Here is a 17,280-nt window from a genome sequence, read left to right on the forward strand (position 1 = left end):
GGGGTCAGATGTCGAACCTCAGCTGGGGGCAGTAGGCCCAGAATTCATCCTCGCGCGGATGCCCCTTCAGAAGATAGGCTACTTCCTTGGGCGTGATGATTCCCATGTACATATCCAGAAGAAGCGAATTCATGCCGCGTCCCGAATCGAGGTCATAGTTGTCCTGTGCATTCATGTCAGGTCCCCCTGTCGCAATCGGCCGCAGGGGCGCATAAAGGCACATTGACCCCTCGTGGAATACGGGTTTGAGTAGCTCAGTTAAACGTTTTGCCTGAAAATCAACCTAGCAGGTGAATCAGTCGTCTGACTAGCCGTTAGTTCGGAGCGAGGGGTTCCTGTGTGGAATTGGTCTACACCTGCGCGAGTTGCCCTTGATGGCGGTTTTGGGCATGGGTATCCAGAGCCGCCCGATTGCGTGAGTTTTCGAGCGAGGCGAAAGCTTCGCCGCTCCTAATATTATCGGAAGTCGATCCAGTGGGTCAACCCAAGTGCCCATCGGTGTAAGGGAATTGCATGTTCCGCATAGGGGATCCGGCCAAGTCGGGGCAAAGTCGGGCAATTGGCCCAACAGGTCTCAGTGGTCCTCGCGTCCTCGATCGATCAACTTTTGGTTGACAGTGTTCGCTGTGTCAAATTAGCCTCCTGGTCAGCCTGCGAGTCGCAGGCGGCTCCGAGGGGAAGAGCAGGTGGCACGGTTGGACACAGGCGAAGAGTTCGGGCCCTGGTTGGCCCGTCAGCTCAAGCTCGCGGGGAAGACGCAGGCCGAACTGGCCCAGGAACTCAAGCTCACGCGGGCCGCCATCTCCGCGTGGATCACCGGGAGGTCGACCCCCCGCCCGACCGTCATGGTGGAGATCGCCAAGGCGCTCGGCACCGACATCGGCACCGTGCACACCCGTACCACCGACACCCAGGCCGGTCTGCCGGTCACTTGGTACCACCGTCCCGGGTACCCCGACGGCGGCCGTGAGCTGGGCAACGCCGCGGCCTTCGCGTTCGACGCCGACGTGCAGGTGCTCGCCCGGGAGACCTGTCAGAACAGCCTCGACGAACGTCTCACGGAGAACGGTCGACCTGTCAGGGTCCGCTACACCCTGCACGAGTTGACCGGCGAGACGCTCGACGCCTTCCGTGAGGCGATCCTCTGGAACGACCTCTTCCCCCACTACTCCGCGGTCTCGGAGGGGGCGGGAAACCAGAAGGTCGGCCGGGTCGTGGACGCCGGAGTGCGCGACATGTACGAGAAGGGCCGCCTGGTCCTGCTGCGTGTCGACGACTACAACGCGTCGGGGCTCACCGGGGACGACTACGAGGACGGCAAGTTCGCCGCCGTGGTCAGGCGGCAACTGGAGAGTCTCAAGTCGGGGCACAGTGCGGGTGGTTCGTACGGCCTGGGCAAGGCGACCCTGTGGGCCACGAGCGCGCTGGGTCTCGTACTCATCAACTCCACTCTGTCCGAGCCCCATGAAGGGCGTACGGAACGACGGGTCATCGGGCGTCTCGAACTGCCCTGGCGAAAGGTGGAGGGTGAGTCGTACGCGGGCCCCGCCTGGTTCGGGCGCCCCGATCCCGACTCTCCCGGCGCGAGGGTCGCCCGCTCCTGGTGGGCGGACCAGGAGACCGTCGCGCGACTGCATCTCGCCCGGGAGAGCGACGAACCCGGTACCTCCTTCCTCATCGTCGGCGCGCACGACGTGGCCAGCCTGGAGGAGAACCGGGTCGACGACGAGGCCGGGGACGAGGAGAGCGCAGAGGACACGCGCGACATCCGCAGGATGCACCGCCGCCTGGTCGAGGCGCTGGGCCGCGACTTCTGGGCCGCGATGACCGCCGGGGGGAACCGGCTCCCCCTCCTGGAAGTCTCCGTCCGAGCCCTTCGCAACGGCGAAGTGATTGTCCCGGAGCAGCAGGTCGATCCGTCCGCCGAGCAACCCGCACGGACCCGTGCCCTGCGCGCGCACTACGAGGGCACCACCGTGGACAGGCTCGTCGAGGCCGGCCAGGTGGCGGCCCGAAACGTGCCGCTGAAGCTACCTCTGTCCGGAGGCGCCAGAGGCACTCTCGGGATACACCAAGCGGTGCTGCTGGTCACCGAGTCGGTCAACGACGCCGAGAGCGAAGGCGGAGCGAAGAACCAGGTGCATTCGCTACGGGGTAACCGCATGACCGTCAAGACGGCAGGGGTGCCCAATCTTCCGCTCGGCACGAACCTGTTCCAGGCCGTGCTGCTCGTGGGCGAGGCCGCCGGCGAAGCGGCGCCCTTCGCGAAGGAGGCCGAGGAGTTCCTGCGTGCGGCGGAACCACCCGAGCACGACCGTTGGGGGCAGACCGAGGAGTTGACCCTGCGCTGGTCGCCCTCCGCTTACAGGCGGATCACCGCGCTGACCACCGAGGTGAACAGTGCGGTGAGAGAGATCGTCGCGCGGCCGAAGCGCGGCAACCGCGAAGGCGGGGAGGCTCTGCGCAAGGCGTTGACCGTGAAGCCCAAGCCCAAGGCCAAGGCACCGTCCGGGCCGGTGGTCCCGGTTCTGGACGGGCTCGAGGCGACGGTCGGCGACGACGGGGAGTGGAGGATCATCGCGGAGGTGAGCATCCCGCGTGGTGACGAGATCGTTCCGATGGCGCCGATCGCCCAACTCGACGTGCGTTCGGGCGGACGCCCGAAACTGGACTGGGCCGAGCTGGAGGCCGTAGAGGGCTGTGAGGTGGAGGACGGCATCCTGCGTTTCGCGCCCGGCACCCGTCGCGCGAAGTTCCGAGGATCAACCGACGTGACCAGCCACCCGGTCAGGACCGCGCTCACGCGTCTCGTTCTCGAACTCCGGGCCGGTAAGGGGGTATGAGCGCGTGAAGATCTACCCGTACAAGCGGCTCAACCGGCCGGTCGTCCTCAGAATGACCTCGGTGTCCCTCAAGCTCGCCGACGGCACCCGCGACCAATTGGAGACCACTGCGTACTCCACCCAGCAGCAGACGGTCGCGCTCGGCATCGCCGGCCACACCGACTGGGTGAGCGCCACGATCGGCCTCTCCGCGACGCTGCCGCCCGGGGCGAGCGCGCCGGACGCAGCCTGGTCCGACCTGAAGGTCCTTGCCGTTCTGACGGACGGCGAGACCAATGTCCGTACCTCGGTGCTTCTCACACAGGACGCGGAGGACGGTCGTGACTGGTCGGGCTCTCTCGAGGTCTTCCGCGACGATCACGTGGGTCGGGCCTCCCTCGCCGTGTACGCCGTCGGGACGGTGGACGAGGTGCGCGGTCGGTCGATCGCGGAGACCGACCGGAGCTGGATCGTCGACACAGTCTCCGACGAGCCGGTCCGCGGCCTTCTACTGGACGTCCAGAAAGCCTCGTTCAAGAAGAGTGCCCGGGAGTGGTTGCAGGCGTACGCGGACGCTCCCTGGATAGTGGACACCTCGACCAGAGTCCCCACCGTGTTCGTGAACACGGACGTCGAGGGAGTCATGGGGCTGTTGGACAGCAACGGTTCCGGAGTGGACAGCAAGGTGCGTGACCTTCTGGTCGCCCAGATGGCCACCGATGTCTGGACCGCGGTGTTCCACGGCGCCATCGGTGATCTGGAGGTGGAGCCCGGGGGCGGTCCGGTGTTCCCGACCGACTGGCAGGGCGAGGTGCTGCGGGAGATGCTCCCGGACGTGATCCCCGGCGTGCACGTCGAGGAGGCCCTGCGGCAGGTGCATCGACGACGCACCGGCGAATCGGGCTGGGTGGAGCTCCAGACGCGCATCCACTATGCGGCGGTGCGCCGTGCCGATGCCTCCAAGGCGCTGGCCTACGCCATCCGCAGTCTGGAACAGATGAACAGGGAGAGCGAGACGTGATCACAGCACCGAGCTACGTTCCGGAGCGCTTGGCGCTGCTCGCCACCTCGGCCGTCGACCCGTTCCTCACCGAGGAGCTGCTGAGGGGCGAACAGGTGCACGGCGGCATCGATCTCGCCAAGGTCGTCGAGCCACTCTCCGAGGACGACGCCAGGTGGTCGGTCGAGCCGATCCAAAGTCTGGTGGAAGACGCCATGTTCAAGTTCCGGGACGACCGGACCCGAGCCGACGCGTGGCTGGCGCCACGGCTCCACGCCACGCTGCGCCTGACGCGGCGGGAGGCGGCGGACAAGCGACTGTGGAACCACCTCGCCCTGGCGGTCGCCCCCGACTATGTCGCCTGGCGTCACCTGTCGGAGCCGACGGCGAGCAGGCCGGAAAGGCGCATCGCCGCGGAGCGTTTCCGAGGCCCCGCGGACCGTCAGTGTTTCTCACGCCTCTGGTGGGCCGCTGAGCTGTTCCGTAACGGGCCGGACTATGAGCCGGTCGAGACAGCCTGCGGAAACCAGGACCTCATCCACACCGTTCTCCGCATGGAGCTGATCGACCACCGCCCCACGGCTCAGGCCCTGGTCCGACTTCTGCAGGACGGACAGATCACCGGGGGGCGGGAGATCAACGGCCTCAGCACCGCGATCAACGCGGCCGGAGCGACACTGATCTATGACGTCCTCGCACCGGACGAGCCCAGAGACCCCTCACATCTGCGGGAGTGGATCGCGGAGGCGGGATCGGCGTTGCCCGTCGGGCGATACGAACTCCCGACAGGACCGGACGAGGATCCCGCCCCGGAGAGCTCCGTGACCAGGCTCACCAGCTACTTCGCCGATCTCTTCGAGACGGCCCCGGTCAGAGGCCGGGCGCCCCAGGGCTGACCACGACGTGTCACCTGTCGGTGAGAGGGTGTCCCTTCAGACCGCGGTGCCGGCGGATCTCCACCGGTTCCGCGGGCCTGCTCCAGGTCAGGAGCTTCTCGACTGCCCGCTCCATCCTGGCCTTGATCTCGTCGTCGCTGAGTTCGGGTTCGAGTACGTGCCGGAGGATGTGCAGGGCGAGCCTGGGCGGCACGGCGTTGCCGATCTGCTGCGACACGTCGTTGCCTCGCCAGGGGTACTCGACGGGAAACGTCTGGAGCACCCCAGCTTCGCCGGGCGTGAAACGGTCGTACTCGCCAAGATCGTCGTCCGTGCCCTTGTGAACCAGGCGGTTGCGGGACACCTTGCCGGTGATCGTGGCGGAAGGGGCGTCGTGGTCACGCCGACCGCGCGCCTCGGGGTCCCCACCGGTCCCGTAATTCGAGACGACGGTGTACGCGGGGCGTGGCGGCAGATCCTTCTTGATGACTCGGGCCGCCTCCAGCGCCTTCTCCATGGAGACGCAAGGATCCTTGGCCTCGCCGCCCAGGGGGAGAGTGTCCGCGTGGCCGGTCTTCGGCGATTGGACGGAGAGGCTGCCAGGCCGATAGCGCTCGTGGGTCGTGGGCACTTTGGTGAGGAGATCGGTGGCGAGCGTGTTCGGGGCAGCGGTCGGATCGAAACGGGCCATCAGCACCGCGCGCCGTCGAGTCTGCGGCACGCCGAACTCCTCGGTGTGCATCAGCTGTCTACCCGTCCTGTAGCCGAGCGACGCCAGTACCTTGGCGTACTCCTTCCACACCGGCATCACCGCGGGCACCTGCTCGAGGACGACGGCTTCATAGGGAACCAGACCGGGCCGCCTGCTCCGCTCGATCACCCACCACAGAGGTTGCAGGACCAAGCCGGTCCGCTCGTCGCCCAGCTCCTCGAGTCGGAGCCTGAGCTTCGTGAGCTCTTCACTCAGATCGCTGAACTCCTTGAGCAGGCCCTTGAGTTCGGCATCGGAAAAATCGAGGATCTGCGGGGTCTTGAGTTGCTTCAGAAGCCCCTTGACCTCGTTCGTCGAGTGTCCGAGCTGTTCCAGTCTGGTCCTCAGGGCCTTGCGCTTCGTGGTCCTGAGCTCCTCGACCTCACGCTTCGCCGCCCTGACTTCCTTGGCCTCGACCTCTTTCCGCCGGAGTTTCTCCGTGATCTTCCGCCAGGTCCGGAAGATTTCGGTCCAGTCGGGGTTCTCTCGACGCACGACCTTGTGCAACTGCTCGATGTAGCCCACCACTTGGTCCAGTGCCCTGCGGCCTGCCCCGTGTCCGGCGACTGTGAAGGTCTGGCAAGGAGGTCCACCGGTAAGGACCTGAGCATGAGGGAAGAAGGCCGCGCGGTACTGCCGGACATCACCCTGGAAAGTGTCCATCCCCGCAGCGCTGCGCGTGGCGCATGCTCCTGCGTCCCATTCGATGCCGGTGATCTGATGCCCCAGAACATCTGCCGCCACATCCAGCCCGCCAGGCCCCGCAAACAGGTCCAAAATGCGGAAACGTGCAGGTGAGGAGTGTTCCTCTTCGATGTGGCTCATGGGTGGGAAGTGTAGCCGGCGTTCGCGAGTGGTGCCTTCAGCAATGCCTCGGCCACCGCTCGTCCCAGTGCCTCGCCCACGGCCGGTGGTGCGGCATTGCCCACCTGGCGGTAACGGGCTGTCTTGCCACCGGCGAAGTGCCAGTCCTCGGGAAAGCCTTGGAGGAGGGCGGTCTGGTCCACAGTGATCCGCACCAGTCCGTCGTCGCCGAGCGACGGGTCCCATTCGAAGCCGGGACCGGGAGGCTCGTTCCCGAACGACTTGGTGTAGACCCCCATTCGCTCCCACTTGGCCTTCGTGCCGGTGGGGCCGAAGTCCGGTCCTCCATGTGTCTTGGACCCGCCCACCAAGGTCGGCGCCACGCTCGTCGCTTGGGCCGCCCAAAGGTCGGCGCCTTGCCAGCCGCGGGAGCGCATCGACGACACGAGAGCCTCGCCGACCGACATGTGCTCCAGGACGGTGGGCTGAGGAGGACGGAAAGCGCTCGCCCATTGCCGTCTGAGGGCCACCAGGACGCCTTGTCTGCGGTCCTGGGGGACTCCGAAGTCGGAGGCGTTCACGATGAACCAGGTCAGTTCGTAGCCGAGGTGCTCCAGCTCCTCGTGGAGGAAGTCACGTATCGGCGCGAAGGCCTCCTCGTCGACCAGGGTGGGGACGTTCTCGATGATCAACGCACGTGGTTGGACGGCGTGGAGCAGATACGCGGTCGCCTCGATGAGGCGGAGCTCGGTGTCCGAGGATCGGCGCGTCACCGTCGCGCTGGACTTCACCCTGGGGAGGCCGGCTGTCAGCAGGTCCACGTCGTACACCTCCGGGTGGTCGACGGGGTCGAATTCGAGGAGATCGACCTCCAGCACGTTCCACTGAGGCCGGTTGGACTTGAGGGTGTCGCAGGCGTACCGCTCGACGTCCAGCAGGAGCCGAGGTGTGAATCCCGCCTGTTCCAATCCCAGTGCCAAGCCGCCCGCCCCCGAGCACACATCGACGAACGTCAAACCGTTCACTGAACGTTCCCCCAAGATCGTTTCCCCCCGACAGTCGCACGTCGCCGCTGCACCGCCCCCGCGATGCTCACGGCCACGGCTTCGGGAGCCTCATGCTCCCAGAACCGCAGGACCTCCCACCCGGCAGCCACCAGGTGCTCGGTGGTCTCCGCGTCACGAGCCATGTTCCGGTCCAGCTTCTGCCGCCACCACTCTGCGTTCGACTTCGGCTGCGTCGCGTGTTCGGGGCAGCCGTGCCAGAAGCAGCCGTCGATCAGGACGGCCAGCCTGACCGATGTGAAGGCCACGTCGATCCGGCGCCGGGCCATGCCCGGCACCGGGTATTCGACGCGGTAGCGCAGCCCGCCGGCGTGGAGCAGGCGACGGACCGCGAGCTCGGCGGCGGTGTCTTTGCTGGCCTGCCTGCTCATGCGTGCCGAGACGGCCGGCGACAACGGCTTCATGGTGCTCAAGGCGGCTGCGCCTCACGATCTTGGCTCGGACCGGTCGAACTCCGAGTCCGCAGAGCCCGATCTGTCGAGCTGTCGGACCACGGCTGCGGTTCGATTCCATCACAGGGGCGGGGCCGACCGCATCGGGTCCTGGTGACCTGGGTCGTACCGTCCGTGGGCACCGGCGTCGCCTGGGGCGCCCTAGGGCCACTCGCTTCTTTGGAGGGTCGCGCCTCCGCGGCCCGCCTCAAGGGCGCTTCGCGTCGCCTTCGGCGATGGCCCTTCGGGCCACCCTTGACCCGGGCCGCTCCAGCGCGGGGGAGAAGCGAGCGAGCGGCCCGGAAGGGTGGGGGCCCGGCCGGGTTCAGGTGGAGGGCGGCCGGATCGTGGGGCGGGGTTCGGGGCGCGGTCCCGTCTCGCAAGCACGCCGGGTCGGCTCAGCGGCTTGCGGAGAGTGGGGGCCGGTTCCGGCCGTGCGGGGGTTCGCGGTCATGCGCCGTGGCACGTCTCGTACGGCTTGGTCGAGCCGCACCAGCATGCGCTTCCCCTCTGCGGCGGCCAAGCCACCGCCAACCCCCGTGCCGCCAGCGTCGTCGCGTACTGGGGCAGCAGGGTCGCGTCGGCCGGGGAGGAGCCCTCCGACGCCGCGAACGCCTCGTAGGACGGGACCGTGCCCGTCACGATGCCCAGGTTCGGGGTGCCGGAGGCCGACAGCTCACGTAGGGAGGACTCTATGGTCGCGAGGTGGGCCTCGTGGGACGGGTATTCGGCGGTCAGGCCGGGGTAGGCCGACACCAGTTCCGACAGTTCGGCGGCCGGCCAGTGCAGGACCGCCACCGGGAACGGGCGGGAGAGGGCTTCGCGGTAGGCGCCCAGTTCCGCGCGCAGGCGGGAGATCTCGGCCTGGAGTTCCGCCGGGTTGTCCGAGCCCAGGGACCAGACGCGTTTGGGGTCGTGGAGTTCGTCCAGGGAGATCGAGGACGAGTGGAGGGTGTCCGCCACGGCGTCCCAGTTGTCGTGCGTCGCGCCCAGCATGCGGCGCACCCGGTGGCGGCCGAAGAGCAGGGGGCGCGTGGCGTACGGGGGCTCCGGGACGTCCGTCAGGAGGAGGGTCACGGCCGACGTGAAGGTGTCCTGGGCCGCTTCGAGTTCGTCGTGGGCCTCCAGGGCCTCCGCCACGATCACCCAGGGGGCCGGGTCGCGCGGGGCGGCCGCGCGGACTCCGTCGATGATCGCGCGGGCCTCGGCCTCGTGGCCGTACTCCCAGAGGTTGGAGGCCTTGAGGGCTCGTACCAGGTGGGGGTTGTCGAGCGGCGTGGAGGACGACAGGAGGCGGTCGTAGAGGGTCGTCGCGGTGGGGCGGTCGCCGGCCAGTTCCCGGTGGGCCGCGGCCTGCAGCAGCAGGTGCTCGGCGTCCTCCGGGTAGAGGTCGGCGGTCCGCTCCAGGCGTGCCGCTTCGGCGTGGTGGTCGACGTTCTCGGCAGGCGTGTCGGGGCGCATGGACGACACCGTAGCGCCGATGGGGGGACGGAGGGGGGCGGAGGTGAGGCGCGGGTGGAGGTGGGAGGGGGGAGGGGAGGTGGGAGGGGGCGGGCCGAGGGCGCGCTCGCCTCTCCACCCCCCTCCCACCTCCGTCGCGGTCAGATCGTCACGCCGTCGATCTGCAGCGTCTGCACCGCCCCCGCCGCGAACGGGACCGCCACCGACTTGCCGTTCAGGCGGGTGTCCGAGTAGGCGCGGTAGCGGTCGGTGCCGCCCGAGGTGTGGGTGTTCCAGCGGGGGACCAGACCGTTCGTGCCACCGGTCACCGTCGTGAAGCCCGAGAGGTTGAAGGTGAAGGTCTGGGCCGTGGTCGCGGTGTTGATCGCCACGATCACCAGGCGCTTCGCCGCCGCGTCGTACGCCGCCGCCGTGTAGCTGGAGCCCGCGTCCAGGATCGTCATCCCCGGGCGGATGTGGCGGCTGAACTGCGCCATCACGTAGTACTTCGTCTCGATCGCGCCCGGCTGGAGCGTGTTCGCGTCGTACTTGATCATGCCCCAGCCCGCCGTCGGGTCCATGACCTGCCAGTAGACCCAGGCCGTGGGGTGCAGCCAGCGGAAGTCGTAACAGAGGTTGCGGGCGAGGGTCCAGCCCGTGCCGTCGCTGTCACCCGTCTCCGAGTTCCAGAGCTTCTTGCCTGCGGTGGTGACCACGTCCGTGTAGAGGAGGTCGCGGCGGCCGCCAGCGCCCTGGTAGCCGTGCACGTTCACCTGGCTGACCAGGGATTTCGTGGAGGCGTTGAAGGAGTTCCAGGTCGAGCGGGCCGTGTCGTAGTTCGTCTCGTCGGAGGCCGAGATGCGCACCGAGGTCAGGCCGCGCGCGTCCAACTCGCTGCGCATGTACGGCAGTACGGCCGCCTGGACCGCCGGGTCCATGTGGCAGCCCTCCTGGGTGCCGGTCGCCGTCCACCAGGTGGAGGCCGGCTCGTTGAAGGGGTCGACCGTCGCGAAGTTCACGCCCCAGTTGTTCTTCGCGTACAGGGCCGTCGCCGCCAGGTGCGAGGCGTGCTGGCGGTAGTTCCAGGTCTGGAGGTTGTTGCCGCCACCGGAGGCGCCCGAGGGGTTGTGGTTGGAGCACATCCACCACATCGGGGAGTTCGCGAAGAGCTCGGTGATCGCGCCTCGGGACACCGCCTTCGTCAGGGCCGCGCGCTGGTTGGCGTCCGCGGTCCACTTCCAGGCCGAGGAGGTCGGGTTCTCGTTGGTGTAGTCCTGCCAGAAGCCCTCGATCTGCTTGAAGGCGGGGATGTTGGGGGACTTCACCATCGACTCGCCGTTGATGGAGTTCGAACTGCACGCGCCGAGGTTGTAGCGGGCGATGTTCATGCCCAGGCCGGGCAGGGCCGTGCCGTTGTACGTCGTCGTCTTCGTGGTGAACCACAGGTCGGCGAAGTCGTCCCGGGCGCCGAAGACATTGGCCCACCAGGCGAGCGAGGTGCCCCAGCCCTCCCAGGTGCCGTACTTGGTGGCCGGGTTGATGGCGATGGTCGCGTCCGCGCTCGCCGTGCCGGTGCCGAGGGCGGTGCCCACGACCGCGCCGCCGGCCGCCGCCAGGAGCGCTCTGCGGCCGAAGGAGGGCGAGTGCCCCGCGGTCCTGTCGGGTGTCGGGGACTCCGCTGTCGGTCTCTGTCGGTCGTTCGTGGGGTCGGGGGATGCGGTCATGTCAGCTCCGGGGGATGCGGGTGCCGAGGGGAGGGAAGGAAACGGACGGGGATCCGTCGCCTTCCGGACTGCTGAGTGGGGACATCGGAAGAGTCAGGGGTGAAAGGTGATGTTGTCGAGAGGTGTGACAGCGCTTTCTCCGATTTCTTCCAATGGTTGTGAGAAGGGGAGATGAAAGTCCCCCGGTCGGTGTCGGGCCGCGTCCGTCCGCTCTGGATCGCCGCCGAGGGCGCCGTCACCCTCGGGCTCGTCCTCCTCCTCTTCGTCGCCCATCAGCTGTGGTGGACCAACCGGCAGGCCCAGGAAGGGGCGGTTCGGGAGGTGGCCGCGCTGGAGCGGACATGGGCGCACGGGGGCGCCGAGAGCCCGGCGCACGCTCAGGCGTACGCCGTGCTCGTCATCCCTCGGATCCACCTCCGGGCGCCCGTCGCCGAAGGGGTGGGGCGGGCCGAGGTCCTCGACAAGGGGTACGTCGGCCACTACCCGGGGACCGCCCAGCCGGGGCGGCCCGGGAACCTCGCGCTCGCCGGGCACCGCACCACCCACGGCGAGCCCTTCCGCCACCTCGACCGGCTCAAGGCCGGGGACGAGATCCGCGTCGAGACACGCGACGCCGTCCACACGTACGTCGTCGACAGCACGCTCCCGCAGACCGCGCCCGGCGACGGCGGAGTCCTGCGGCCCGTCCCGCGCAGCGAGGTGCGGCCGTCGTACGGGTATCGCGAGCGCGGCCACTACCTCACGCTCACCACCTGCACGCCCGCGTACACCTCCACGTACCGGCTCGTGGTCTGGGGGAAGCTGCGCTCGGTGCGCCTCAGATGAGAGCATGTGTGCGACCGGCTCCGCAGCCGCCGTCGTCCGACGGTCGGTCCGGAGCCACGCACCAGCGCCGTCGAGAGGGGGAGCCGTGATCCGTGGCCTGGCCGGCCTGCGCCCCGCCGCGATGCTGTTGCTGCTCCTCTTCGAGGTCGCCGTCCTCGACGCCGGCACGCTCTCCGCGGCCGTCGCCTTCGCCGCGACCGCCGCGGCCGGCTCCGCCTTCGCCGCCTGCGCGCTGATCGCCTCGCGCTGCGCGCCCGTCGTACCCCGTACGCGGGTCCGTACGGCCATGCGGGACCGTGAGCGCCGTACGGCGTTCCTGCCCCAACGTGATCCCGACGCGCGCGGGCGTACGCGCCCCCGCGCGCCCGGACGTGCCCTCCTGACGGCCACCGCGTAGGGCACACCCGCACCACCCACTTCACCTCACCTGACCCACTGTCCTGGCTGAGGTCTGTGCCCCGCACGCGGGCCGTCGCGCCGATTCGGTCACTCCGACCACCGCTCACCGGCACGACGAGACCCCTGGAGGGCTCACACCCATGTCCGTTTTCGCCGACCTTGTCGCGCATCTCGCCGAACTGCTCCAGCCGCTCTTCCACGCCTCCGCGACGGCCTTCGCGATCGTCCTGTTCACGGCGCTCGTACGACTGCTTGTGCACCCCCTGTCGCGGGCGGCGGCGCGCGGGCAGCGGGCGCGGGTCGCGTTGCAGCCGCAGATCGCGGAGCTGCGGAAGAAGCACGCGAAGAACCCCGAGAAGCTCCAGAAGGCGTTGATGGAGCTGCACACCAAGGAGAAGGTGTCGCCGCTGTCCGGCTGCCTGCCCAGCCTCTGCCAGCTGCCGGCCTTCTTCCTCCTCTATCACCTGTTCTCCAACACCACGATCGGCGGCGAGGCCAACGCCCTCCTCACCCACCGGCTCTTCGCGGCCCCGCTCGGCGACCGCTGGGCCGACGCGCTGGGCGAGGGCGGGATGTTCGGGCCGCAGGGGCTGGTCTACGTGGGGTTGTTCGTGATCGTCGCCGGGGTCGCGACGTTCAACTTCTGGCGTACGAAGCGGATGATCGCGGCGGGTACGGCGGGGATGCCGGCCGTGTCGGACGAGCAGGTGCCCGGGATGGCGGCGGGAATGGGGGCGGTCAGCAAGTTCATGCCGTTCATGTCCTTCTTCACGCTGGTCAGCGTCGCGGTGGTGCCTCTGGCGGCCGCGCTGTACGTGGTGACCAGCACGACGTGGAGCGCGGTGGAGCGGGCGCTGCTGTATCCGCTGCCGGCCGCCGCTGCCGACGCCGACACCGCCGCCGGTACGTCCACGGCGGCTGCCGCGCGGTAGGCCGTCGGCCCGGGCGGCGGATGTTCGGGTGGCGACGGCGGATGTTGGGGGTGGTTGCGGAGGTTCGGGCCGCGGCGGGCGTGGCGGGCGGTGGTCCAGTCCGTGAACCGGGTCTTGCGGAGTGGACCTTGGGCTTGGACGATCGACCAGTCCTCCGATGGCTGCACCCATCGGCCGGGCGCGGCGGACGATCGAGGGAGAGACGACCATGAAGCTGCTGCGAGTCGGTACGGCGGGCGCGGAGCGGCCCGCGCTGCTCGACGCCGACGGGGTCCTGCGGGACCTGTCCGGGGTCGTGCCGGACATCGACGGCGCGCTGCTCGCGGACGAGGCGGCGCTCGCGCGGGTCCGCGAGGCGGCCGAGAGCGGTTCGCTGCCCGTCCTGGACGCGGCGGGGCTGCGGATCGGGCCGCCGCTCGCCCGGATCGGCAAGATCGTCTGCATCGGGCTCAACTACCACGACCACGCGCGCGAGACGGGGGCCGAGCCGCCCGCCGAGCCGGTGATCTTCTTCAAGGCGGCGGACACGGTCGTCGGGCCCCACGACTCGGTGCTCGTGCCGCGCGGGTCGACGAAGACCGACTGGGAGGTCGAGCTGGCCGTCGTCATCGGGCGGACCGCCCGGTACGTCGAGTCGCGCGAGGCGGCCCTGGAGCATGTCGCCGGGTACGCCGCCTCGCACGACGTGTCCGAGCGGGAGTTCCAGCTGGAGCGCGGCGGGACCTGGGACAAGGGCAAGAACTGCGAGACGTTCAACCCGTTGGGCCCGTGGCTGGTGACCGCCGACGAGGTGCCGGATCCGCAGAAGCTGGGGCTTCGGCTGTGGGTCAACGGCGAACTGAAGCAGGACGGCACGACCGGCGAGCAGATCTTCGCGGTGAGTGAAGTCGTGCGGTACGTCAGTCAGTTCATGACGCTGTACCCGGGGGACGTCATCAACACGGGGACGCCGGCGGGGGTGGCGCTGGGGGAGCCCGAGCCGAAGCCGTTCCTGAAGGCCGGGGACGTGGTGGAGCTGGAGATCGACGGGCTCGGGCGGCAGCGGCAGGAGTTCCTGAACGCGTAGGCGCTCCGCTTTGGGGCCGGGTGCCTGAGGGGCGGGGGGCTGCTGTTTGTCGGCGGCTGCGGGTGTGTCGTGGCTTGTCGCGCAGTTCCTCGCGCCCCTGGGGCGGCCGGTGGTCACATGGCCGGGTGCCTAGGGGGCGGGGGCTGCGGTTGGTGGGCGGCTGCGGGTGTGTCGTGGCTTGTCGCGCAGTTCCTCGCGCCCCTGGGGCGGCCGGTGGTTACAGGGTGCCCTTGAAGTGCGTCAGGGCCTCCACCACCATCGCGTGGTCCTCCAGTTGGGGGAGGCCCGAGACCGTCACCGTGCCGATCACGCCCGCTCCCTCGACCGCCAGGGGGAAGGAACCGCCGTGCGCGGCGTACCGGTCGGGGTCCAGGCGGGACGAGTCCTCGAAGGTCGTGCCCTTGGCGCGGAAGCGGGCGCCGACGAGGTAGGAGGAGGCGGCGTAGCGCTCCACGACCCGGCGTTTGCGGTCGATCCAGGCGTCGTTGTCCGTGCTCGACCCGGGGAGGGCGGCGTGGAAGAGCTGCTGGGGGCCGCGATGGATGTCGACCGCGACGGGGGCGCCGCGCTCGCGGGCCAGCTCCACCAGCAGGGAGCCCAGGGCCCAGGCGTCCTCGTGGGTGAAGCGGGGGAGCACCAGGTCGCGCTCCTGGGCTTCGAGTTCCTCGATGGTGGGGGTGGCGGGCGCGGTCGTCTCGGCGGGGGTGGCGTCGTCGGTCGTCACAGCTTCACCGCCACGCCCTCGCTCGCCGACTTCCGGGCCGCCTCCAGTACGTCCAGCGCGGCGGCGGCCTCGTGCGCCGTGACCGGGTTGTCGCCGGTGCCGTGCAGCGCGGCGGCCACGGCCGTGTAGTACGCGGGGTAGTCGCCGGGGAGGGTCGGGACGGGGCGGCCGCCGTCGGTGAGGGGGGAGTCGCCGGCGCCCACACGGCCCCAGAGGTCCTCGGGCTCCTGGCCCCAGGCGGCACCGGGGGTCGGACGCTCGCCCTCGCGGAGGGCCGCTTCCTGCGGGTCGAGACCGTACTTGACGTAGCCCGCCTCGGAGCCCAGCACACGGAAGCGCGGGCCGAGTTGGGGCGTGACGGCGGAGGCGTGGAAGTGGGAGCGGACGCCGTTCGCGTGCGTCACGGCGATGAAGGTGTCGTCGTCCGTCTCGGCGCCGGGGCGGCGGAGGTCGGACTCGGCGTACACCAGGGTGGCGGGGCCGAAGAGGGTGAGGGCCTGGTCCACGACGTGGCTGCCCAGGTCGTAGAGGAGACCTCCGATCTCTGCGGGGTCGCCGGACTCGCGCCAGCCGCCCTTGAGTTGGGGGCGCCAGCGTTCGAAGCGGGACTCGAAGCGGCGGACCTCGCCCAGTGCGCCGTCGGCGAGGAGGGCGCGGAGGGTCAGGAAGTCGTTGTCCCAGCGGCGGTTCTGGAAGACCGAGAGGAGCAGGCCGCGTGACTCCGCGAGAGCGGCCAGTTCGCGCGCCTCGGCCGCCGTGCCTGCCACGGGCTTGTCGACGACGACCGCGAGGCCCGCCTCCAGAGCGGCGGTGGCGATCGGGACGTGCGTCTTGTTGGGGGAGGCGACGACGACCAGGTCCAGCTCGTCCGCGCGGGCCCACAGCTCGTCCGCCGTGGCCGCGAAGCGTACGGCCGGGAACTCGGCGCGGGCCTGCGCCTGGCGCTCCGGGTTCGACGTGACGACGGTGTCGAGGGCCAGGCCCTCCGTCGCGGCGATCAGCGGGGCGTGGAAGACGGAGCCGGCGAGGCCGTACCCGACGAGGGCGACGCGGAGGGGCCTGTCTGTGCTGGTGCCTGTCATACACCCACTTAAGCAACGCTGTTGCCAAAGTGCAAGCGCGAGGGACAATGGAGGTGTGGACGGCAACGGGATCGGTGACGGGAACGGCGACAGCGGCGGCGGCCACGGCGGCGGCAACGGCCGGGGCGAGGTCGGCAATGGGAACGGGGTGGGGCTCGGGCGTGCCGCCGGTGTGGCCGGGGTGAACCTGCTCGCGCTGCGCAGTCACAACGGGGCGCTGGTGCTCGATCTGCTGCGCCGGTCCGGGACCGTAGGGATAAGCCGGCTGGAGCTGGCCGAGCGGACCGGGCTCACCCCGCAGGCCGTCAGCAAGATCACTGCGCGGTTGCGGGCGGACGGGCTGCTGACGGAGGCGGGGTACCGGGCGTCCACCGGGGGCAAGCCGCGCACCGTCCTGCGGCTCGTGCCCGACGCCGGGCACGCGGTCGGGCTCCACCTCGACCGCGACGAGCTGACGGCCGTGCTCTGCGATCTCACCGGTGCGGTGGTCGCGCGGCGGCAGGCGCCGCTGGACCTGGGGGCCGGGGCGGACGACGTCGTCGAGGGGGCGGCACGGGAGGTGGAGGCGTTGCTGGTGGGGCACGGCTCCGCGTCCGACGCGGGTGGGGCGGCTCCTCCGCTCTCCGTGCTCGGTGTCGGAGTCGCGCTGCCCGGGCCGCTCGACCATCTGCACGGTGTGCTGCACCGGGTCACCGGGTTCCCGGAGTGGGACGGTTTTCCGCTGCGGGCGGCGCTCGTGCGGCGGCTGGGGGTGCCGGTGGTCGTGGACAAGGACACCAACGCGGCGGCCCTGGGCCTCGCTGCGGACGCGGGGGGACACGGGTCCTTCGCCTACCTCCACCTCGGTACGGGGCTGGGGGCCGGGCTCGTCATCGACGGGGCCGTCCATCGGGGTGCGCGGACCCGGGCCGGGGAGTTCGGGCACCAGGTCGTCCAGCTGGACGGGCCGAGGTGCGAGTGCGGGAACCGGGGGTGCGTCGAGGCGCTGTGCCTCGCGGCGATGGCGCGGGGGGACGTGGAGGAGGCGGCGCGGGTGCTCGGGACCGGGGCCGCCAACCTCGTGGGGCTCCTCGACATCGAGCTCGTGCTGTTGGGCGGGCGCACGATCGAGGCCCGGCCGGAGGAGTTCGTGCGGGGGGTCGGGTTCGTGCTCGACGAGTGGGCCCGGTTGCAGGGGGAGGATCCGGCGGTGCCGGTGCGGGTGGCCGGGGTGGGGGCGTCGGGGGTGGCGGAGGGGGCGGCTCAGCTGCTGCTCGCGCCGTTGTTCGGGCGGGAGGATGGGTGAGGCGGGCTCCGCGTGGGGCCGGGACGCGGGGGGTGGGGGAGGGGGCGGTCGGTGGG

General features: G+C 69.9%; 16 protein-coding genes. 8 read left to right on the forward strand and 8 right to left on the reverse strand.

The window, feature by feature from the left end:
* Positions 1 to 4: 4 nt before the first annotated feature.
* Entirely contained in the window at positions 5 to 175 is a 171-nt protein-coding gene (locus HW837_RS34570; protein WP_159040939.1) for a hypothetical protein, read from the reverse strand.
* A 520-nt stretch (positions 176 to 695) separates the two neighbouring features.
* Between HW837_RS34570 and HW837_RS34575 the strand changes: the two genes are divergently transcribed.
* From HW837_RS34575 to HW837_RS34585, 3 genes are read left to right on the forward strand one after another with little or no spacing between them, the layout of a single operon-like run.
* Entirely contained in the window at positions 696 to 2,843 is a 2,148-nt protein-coding gene (locus HW837_RS34575) for a helix-turn-helix domain-containing protein (RefSeq protein WP_045560616.1), read from the forward strand.
* A 4-nt stretch (positions 2,844 to 2,847) separates the two neighbouring features.
* Positions 2,848 to 3,843 carry a hypothetical protein gene (locus HW837_RS34580; RefSeq protein WP_045560615.1) on the forward strand — a complete coding sequence of 332 codons (996 nt, stop codon included), beginning with the start codon at positions 2,848 to 2,850 and terminating at the stop codon, positions 3,841 to 3,843.
* Positions 3,840 to 4,718, forward strand: coding sequence for a DUF6339 family protein (locus HW837_RS34585; protein WP_045560614.1), 879 nt, complete (start codon positions 3,840 to 3,842; stop codon positions 4,716 to 4,718). Before HW837_RS34580 ends, HW837_RS34585 begins: the two co-directional genes overlap by 4 nt.
* Positions 4,719 to 4,728: 10 nt before the next feature.
* On the opposite strand, the gene HW837_RS34590 is transcribed toward HW837_RS34585, so the two are convergent.
* The 5 genes from HW837_RS34590 to HW837_RS34610 all read right to left on the reverse strand — a co-directional run bounded on the left by HW837_RS34590 (position 4,729) and on the right by HW837_RS34610 (position 10,911).
* Positions 4,729 to 6,273 (reverse strand): DNA cytosine methyltransferase, encoded by a 1,545-nt coding sequence (locus HW837_RS34590; RefSeq protein WP_078853738.1) that lies wholly within the window; start codon positions 6,271 to 6,273, stop codon positions 4,729 to 4,731.
* Positions 6,270 to 7,277, reverse strand: a complete 1,008-nt coding sequence (locus HW837_RS34595) for a DNA cytosine methyltransferase (RefSeq protein WP_045560612.1) — start codon at positions 7,275 to 7,277, stop codon at positions 6,270 to 6,272. Before HW837_RS34595 ends, HW837_RS34590 begins: the two co-directional genes overlap by 4 nt.
* Complete coding sequence (locus tag HW837_RS34600; protein WP_045560611.1) at positions 7,274 to 7,687, reverse strand: very short patch repair endonuclease; 414 nt, start codon at positions 7,685 to 7,687, stop codon at positions 7,274 to 7,276. Before HW837_RS34600 ends, HW837_RS34595 begins: the two co-directional genes overlap by 4 nt.
* Before the next feature lie 510 nt (positions 7,688 to 8,197).
* Positions 8,198 to 9,208 (reverse strand): SEC-C domain-containing protein, encoded by a 1,011-nt coding sequence (locus HW837_RS34605; protein ID WP_045560610.1) that lies wholly within the window; start codon positions 9,206 to 9,208, stop codon positions 8,198 to 8,200.
* 140 nt (positions 9,209 to 9,348) lie between these two features.
* Complete coding sequence (locus HW837_RS34610; protein ID WP_045560609.1) at positions 9,349 to 10,911, reverse strand: glycoside hydrolase; 1,563 nt, start codon at positions 10,909 to 10,911, stop codon at positions 9,349 to 9,351.
* Between the two features lie 171 nt (positions 10,912 to 11,082).
* Between HW837_RS34610 and HW837_RS34615 the strand changes: the two genes are divergently transcribed.
* The 4 genes from HW837_RS34615 to HW837_RS34630 all read left to right on the forward strand — a co-directional run bounded on the left by HW837_RS34615 (position 11,083) and on the right by HW837_RS34630 (position 14,133).
* Entirely contained in the window at positions 11,083 to 11,736 is a 654-nt protein-coding gene (locus HW837_RS34615; RefSeq protein WP_093791573.1) for a class E sortase, read from the forward strand.
* 121 nt (positions 11,737 to 11,857) lie between these two features.
* Positions 11,858 to 12,133: a DUF6412 domain-containing protein gene (locus tag HW837_RS34620; protein WP_086785219.1), complete on the forward strand. Its 276-nt coding sequence runs from the start codon at positions 11,858 to 11,860 to the stop codon at positions 12,131 to 12,133.
* 142 nt (positions 12,134 to 12,275) lie between these two features.
* The gene (locus HW837_RS34625) at positions 12,276 to 13,067 is read left to right on the forward strand and encodes a YidC/Oxa1 family membrane protein insertase (RefSeq protein WP_045560606.1); all 792 of its coding nucleotides are present in this window, start codon (positions 12,276 to 12,278) and stop codon (positions 13,065 to 13,067) included.
* A gap of 208 nt (positions 13,068 to 13,275) precedes the next feature.
* Positions 13,276 to 14,133, forward strand: a complete 858-nt coding sequence (locus tag HW837_RS34630) for a fumarylacetoacetate hydrolase family protein (RefSeq protein ID WP_093791577.1) — start codon at positions 13,276 to 13,278, stop codon at positions 14,131 to 14,133.
* A 217-nt stretch (positions 14,134 to 14,350) separates the two neighbouring features.
* Here HW837_RS34630 and HW837_RS34635 read toward each other — a convergent pair whose 3' ends face one another.
* Together HW837_RS34635 and HW837_RS34640 are read right to left on the reverse strand one after the other, a co-directional pair.
* Complete coding sequence (locus HW837_RS34635; protein WP_193381123.1) at positions 14,351 to 14,857, reverse strand: heme-degrading domain-containing protein; 507 nt, start codon at positions 14,855 to 14,857, stop codon at positions 14,351 to 14,353.
* Positions 14,854 to 15,939, reverse strand: a complete 1,086-nt coding sequence (locus tag HW837_RS34640; RefSeq protein WP_093791581.1) for a Gfo/Idh/MocA family oxidoreductase — start codon at positions 15,937 to 15,939, stop codon at positions 14,854 to 14,856. The genes HW837_RS34635 and HW837_RS34640 overlap by 4 nt, the downstream gene beginning before the upstream one ends.
* A gap of 55 nt (positions 15,940 to 15,994) precedes the next feature.
* On the opposite strand from HW837_RS34640, the gene HW837_RS34645 reads away from it, so the two are divergent.
* On the forward strand, positions 15,995 to 17,224 hold the full coding sequence (locus HW837_RS34645) for an ROK family transcriptional regulator (protein WP_078853737.1): 1,230 nt from the start codon (positions 15,995 to 15,997) through the stop codon (positions 17,222 to 17,224).
* The last annotated feature ends 56 nt before the right edge of the window (positions 17,225 to 17,280 follow it).

The sequence above is a fragment of the Streptomyces caniscabiei genome (genome assembly GCF_014930365.1).
GTDB lineage: Bacteria > Actinomycetota > Actinomycetes > Streptomycetales > Streptomycetaceae > Streptomyces > Streptomyces caniscabiei.

Excerpts from the sequence above, each read along its gene's own strand:
- HW837_RS34570 (WP_159040939.1), bottom strand. The coding sequence starts at position 175 with ATGAATGCACAGGACAACTATGACCTCGATTCGGGACGCGGCATGAAT.
- HW837_RS34590 (WP_078853738.1), bottom strand. The coding sequence starts at position 6,273 with ATGAGCCACATCGAAGAGGAACACTCCTCACCTGCACGTTTCCGCATT.
- HW837_RS34600 (WP_045560611.1), bottom strand. The coding sequence starts at position 7,687 with ATGAGCAGGCAGGCCAGCAAAGACACCGCCGCCGAGCTCGCGGTCCGT.
- HW837_RS34605 (WP_045560610.1), bottom strand. The coding sequence starts at position 9,208 with ATGCGCCCCGACACGCCTGCCGAGAACGTCGACCACCACGCCGAAGCG.
- HW837_RS34610 (WP_045560609.1), bottom strand. The coding sequence starts at position 10,911 with ATGACCGCATCCCCCGACCCCACGAACGACCGACAGAGACCGACAGCG.
- HW837_RS34615 (WP_093791573.1), top strand. The coding sequence starts at position 11,083 with ATGAAAGTCCCCCGGTCGGTGTCGGGCCGCGTCCGTCCGCTCTGGATC.
- HW837_RS34620 (WP_086785219.1), top strand. The coding sequence starts at position 11,858 with ATGCTGTTGCTGCTCCTCTTCGAGGTCGCCGTCCTCGACGCCGGCACG.
- HW837_RS34625 (WP_045560606.1), top strand. The coding sequence starts at position 12,276 with ATGTCCGTTTTCGCCGACCTTGTCGCGCATCTCGCCGAACTGCTCCAG.
- HW837_RS34630 (WP_093791577.1), top strand. The coding sequence starts at position 13,276 with ATGAAGCTGCTGCGAGTCGGTACGGCGGGCGCGGAGCGGCCCGCGCTG.
- HW837_RS34640 (WP_093791581.1), bottom strand. The coding sequence starts at position 15,939 with ATGACAGGCACCAGCACAGACAGGCCCCTCCGCGTCGCCCTCGTCGGG.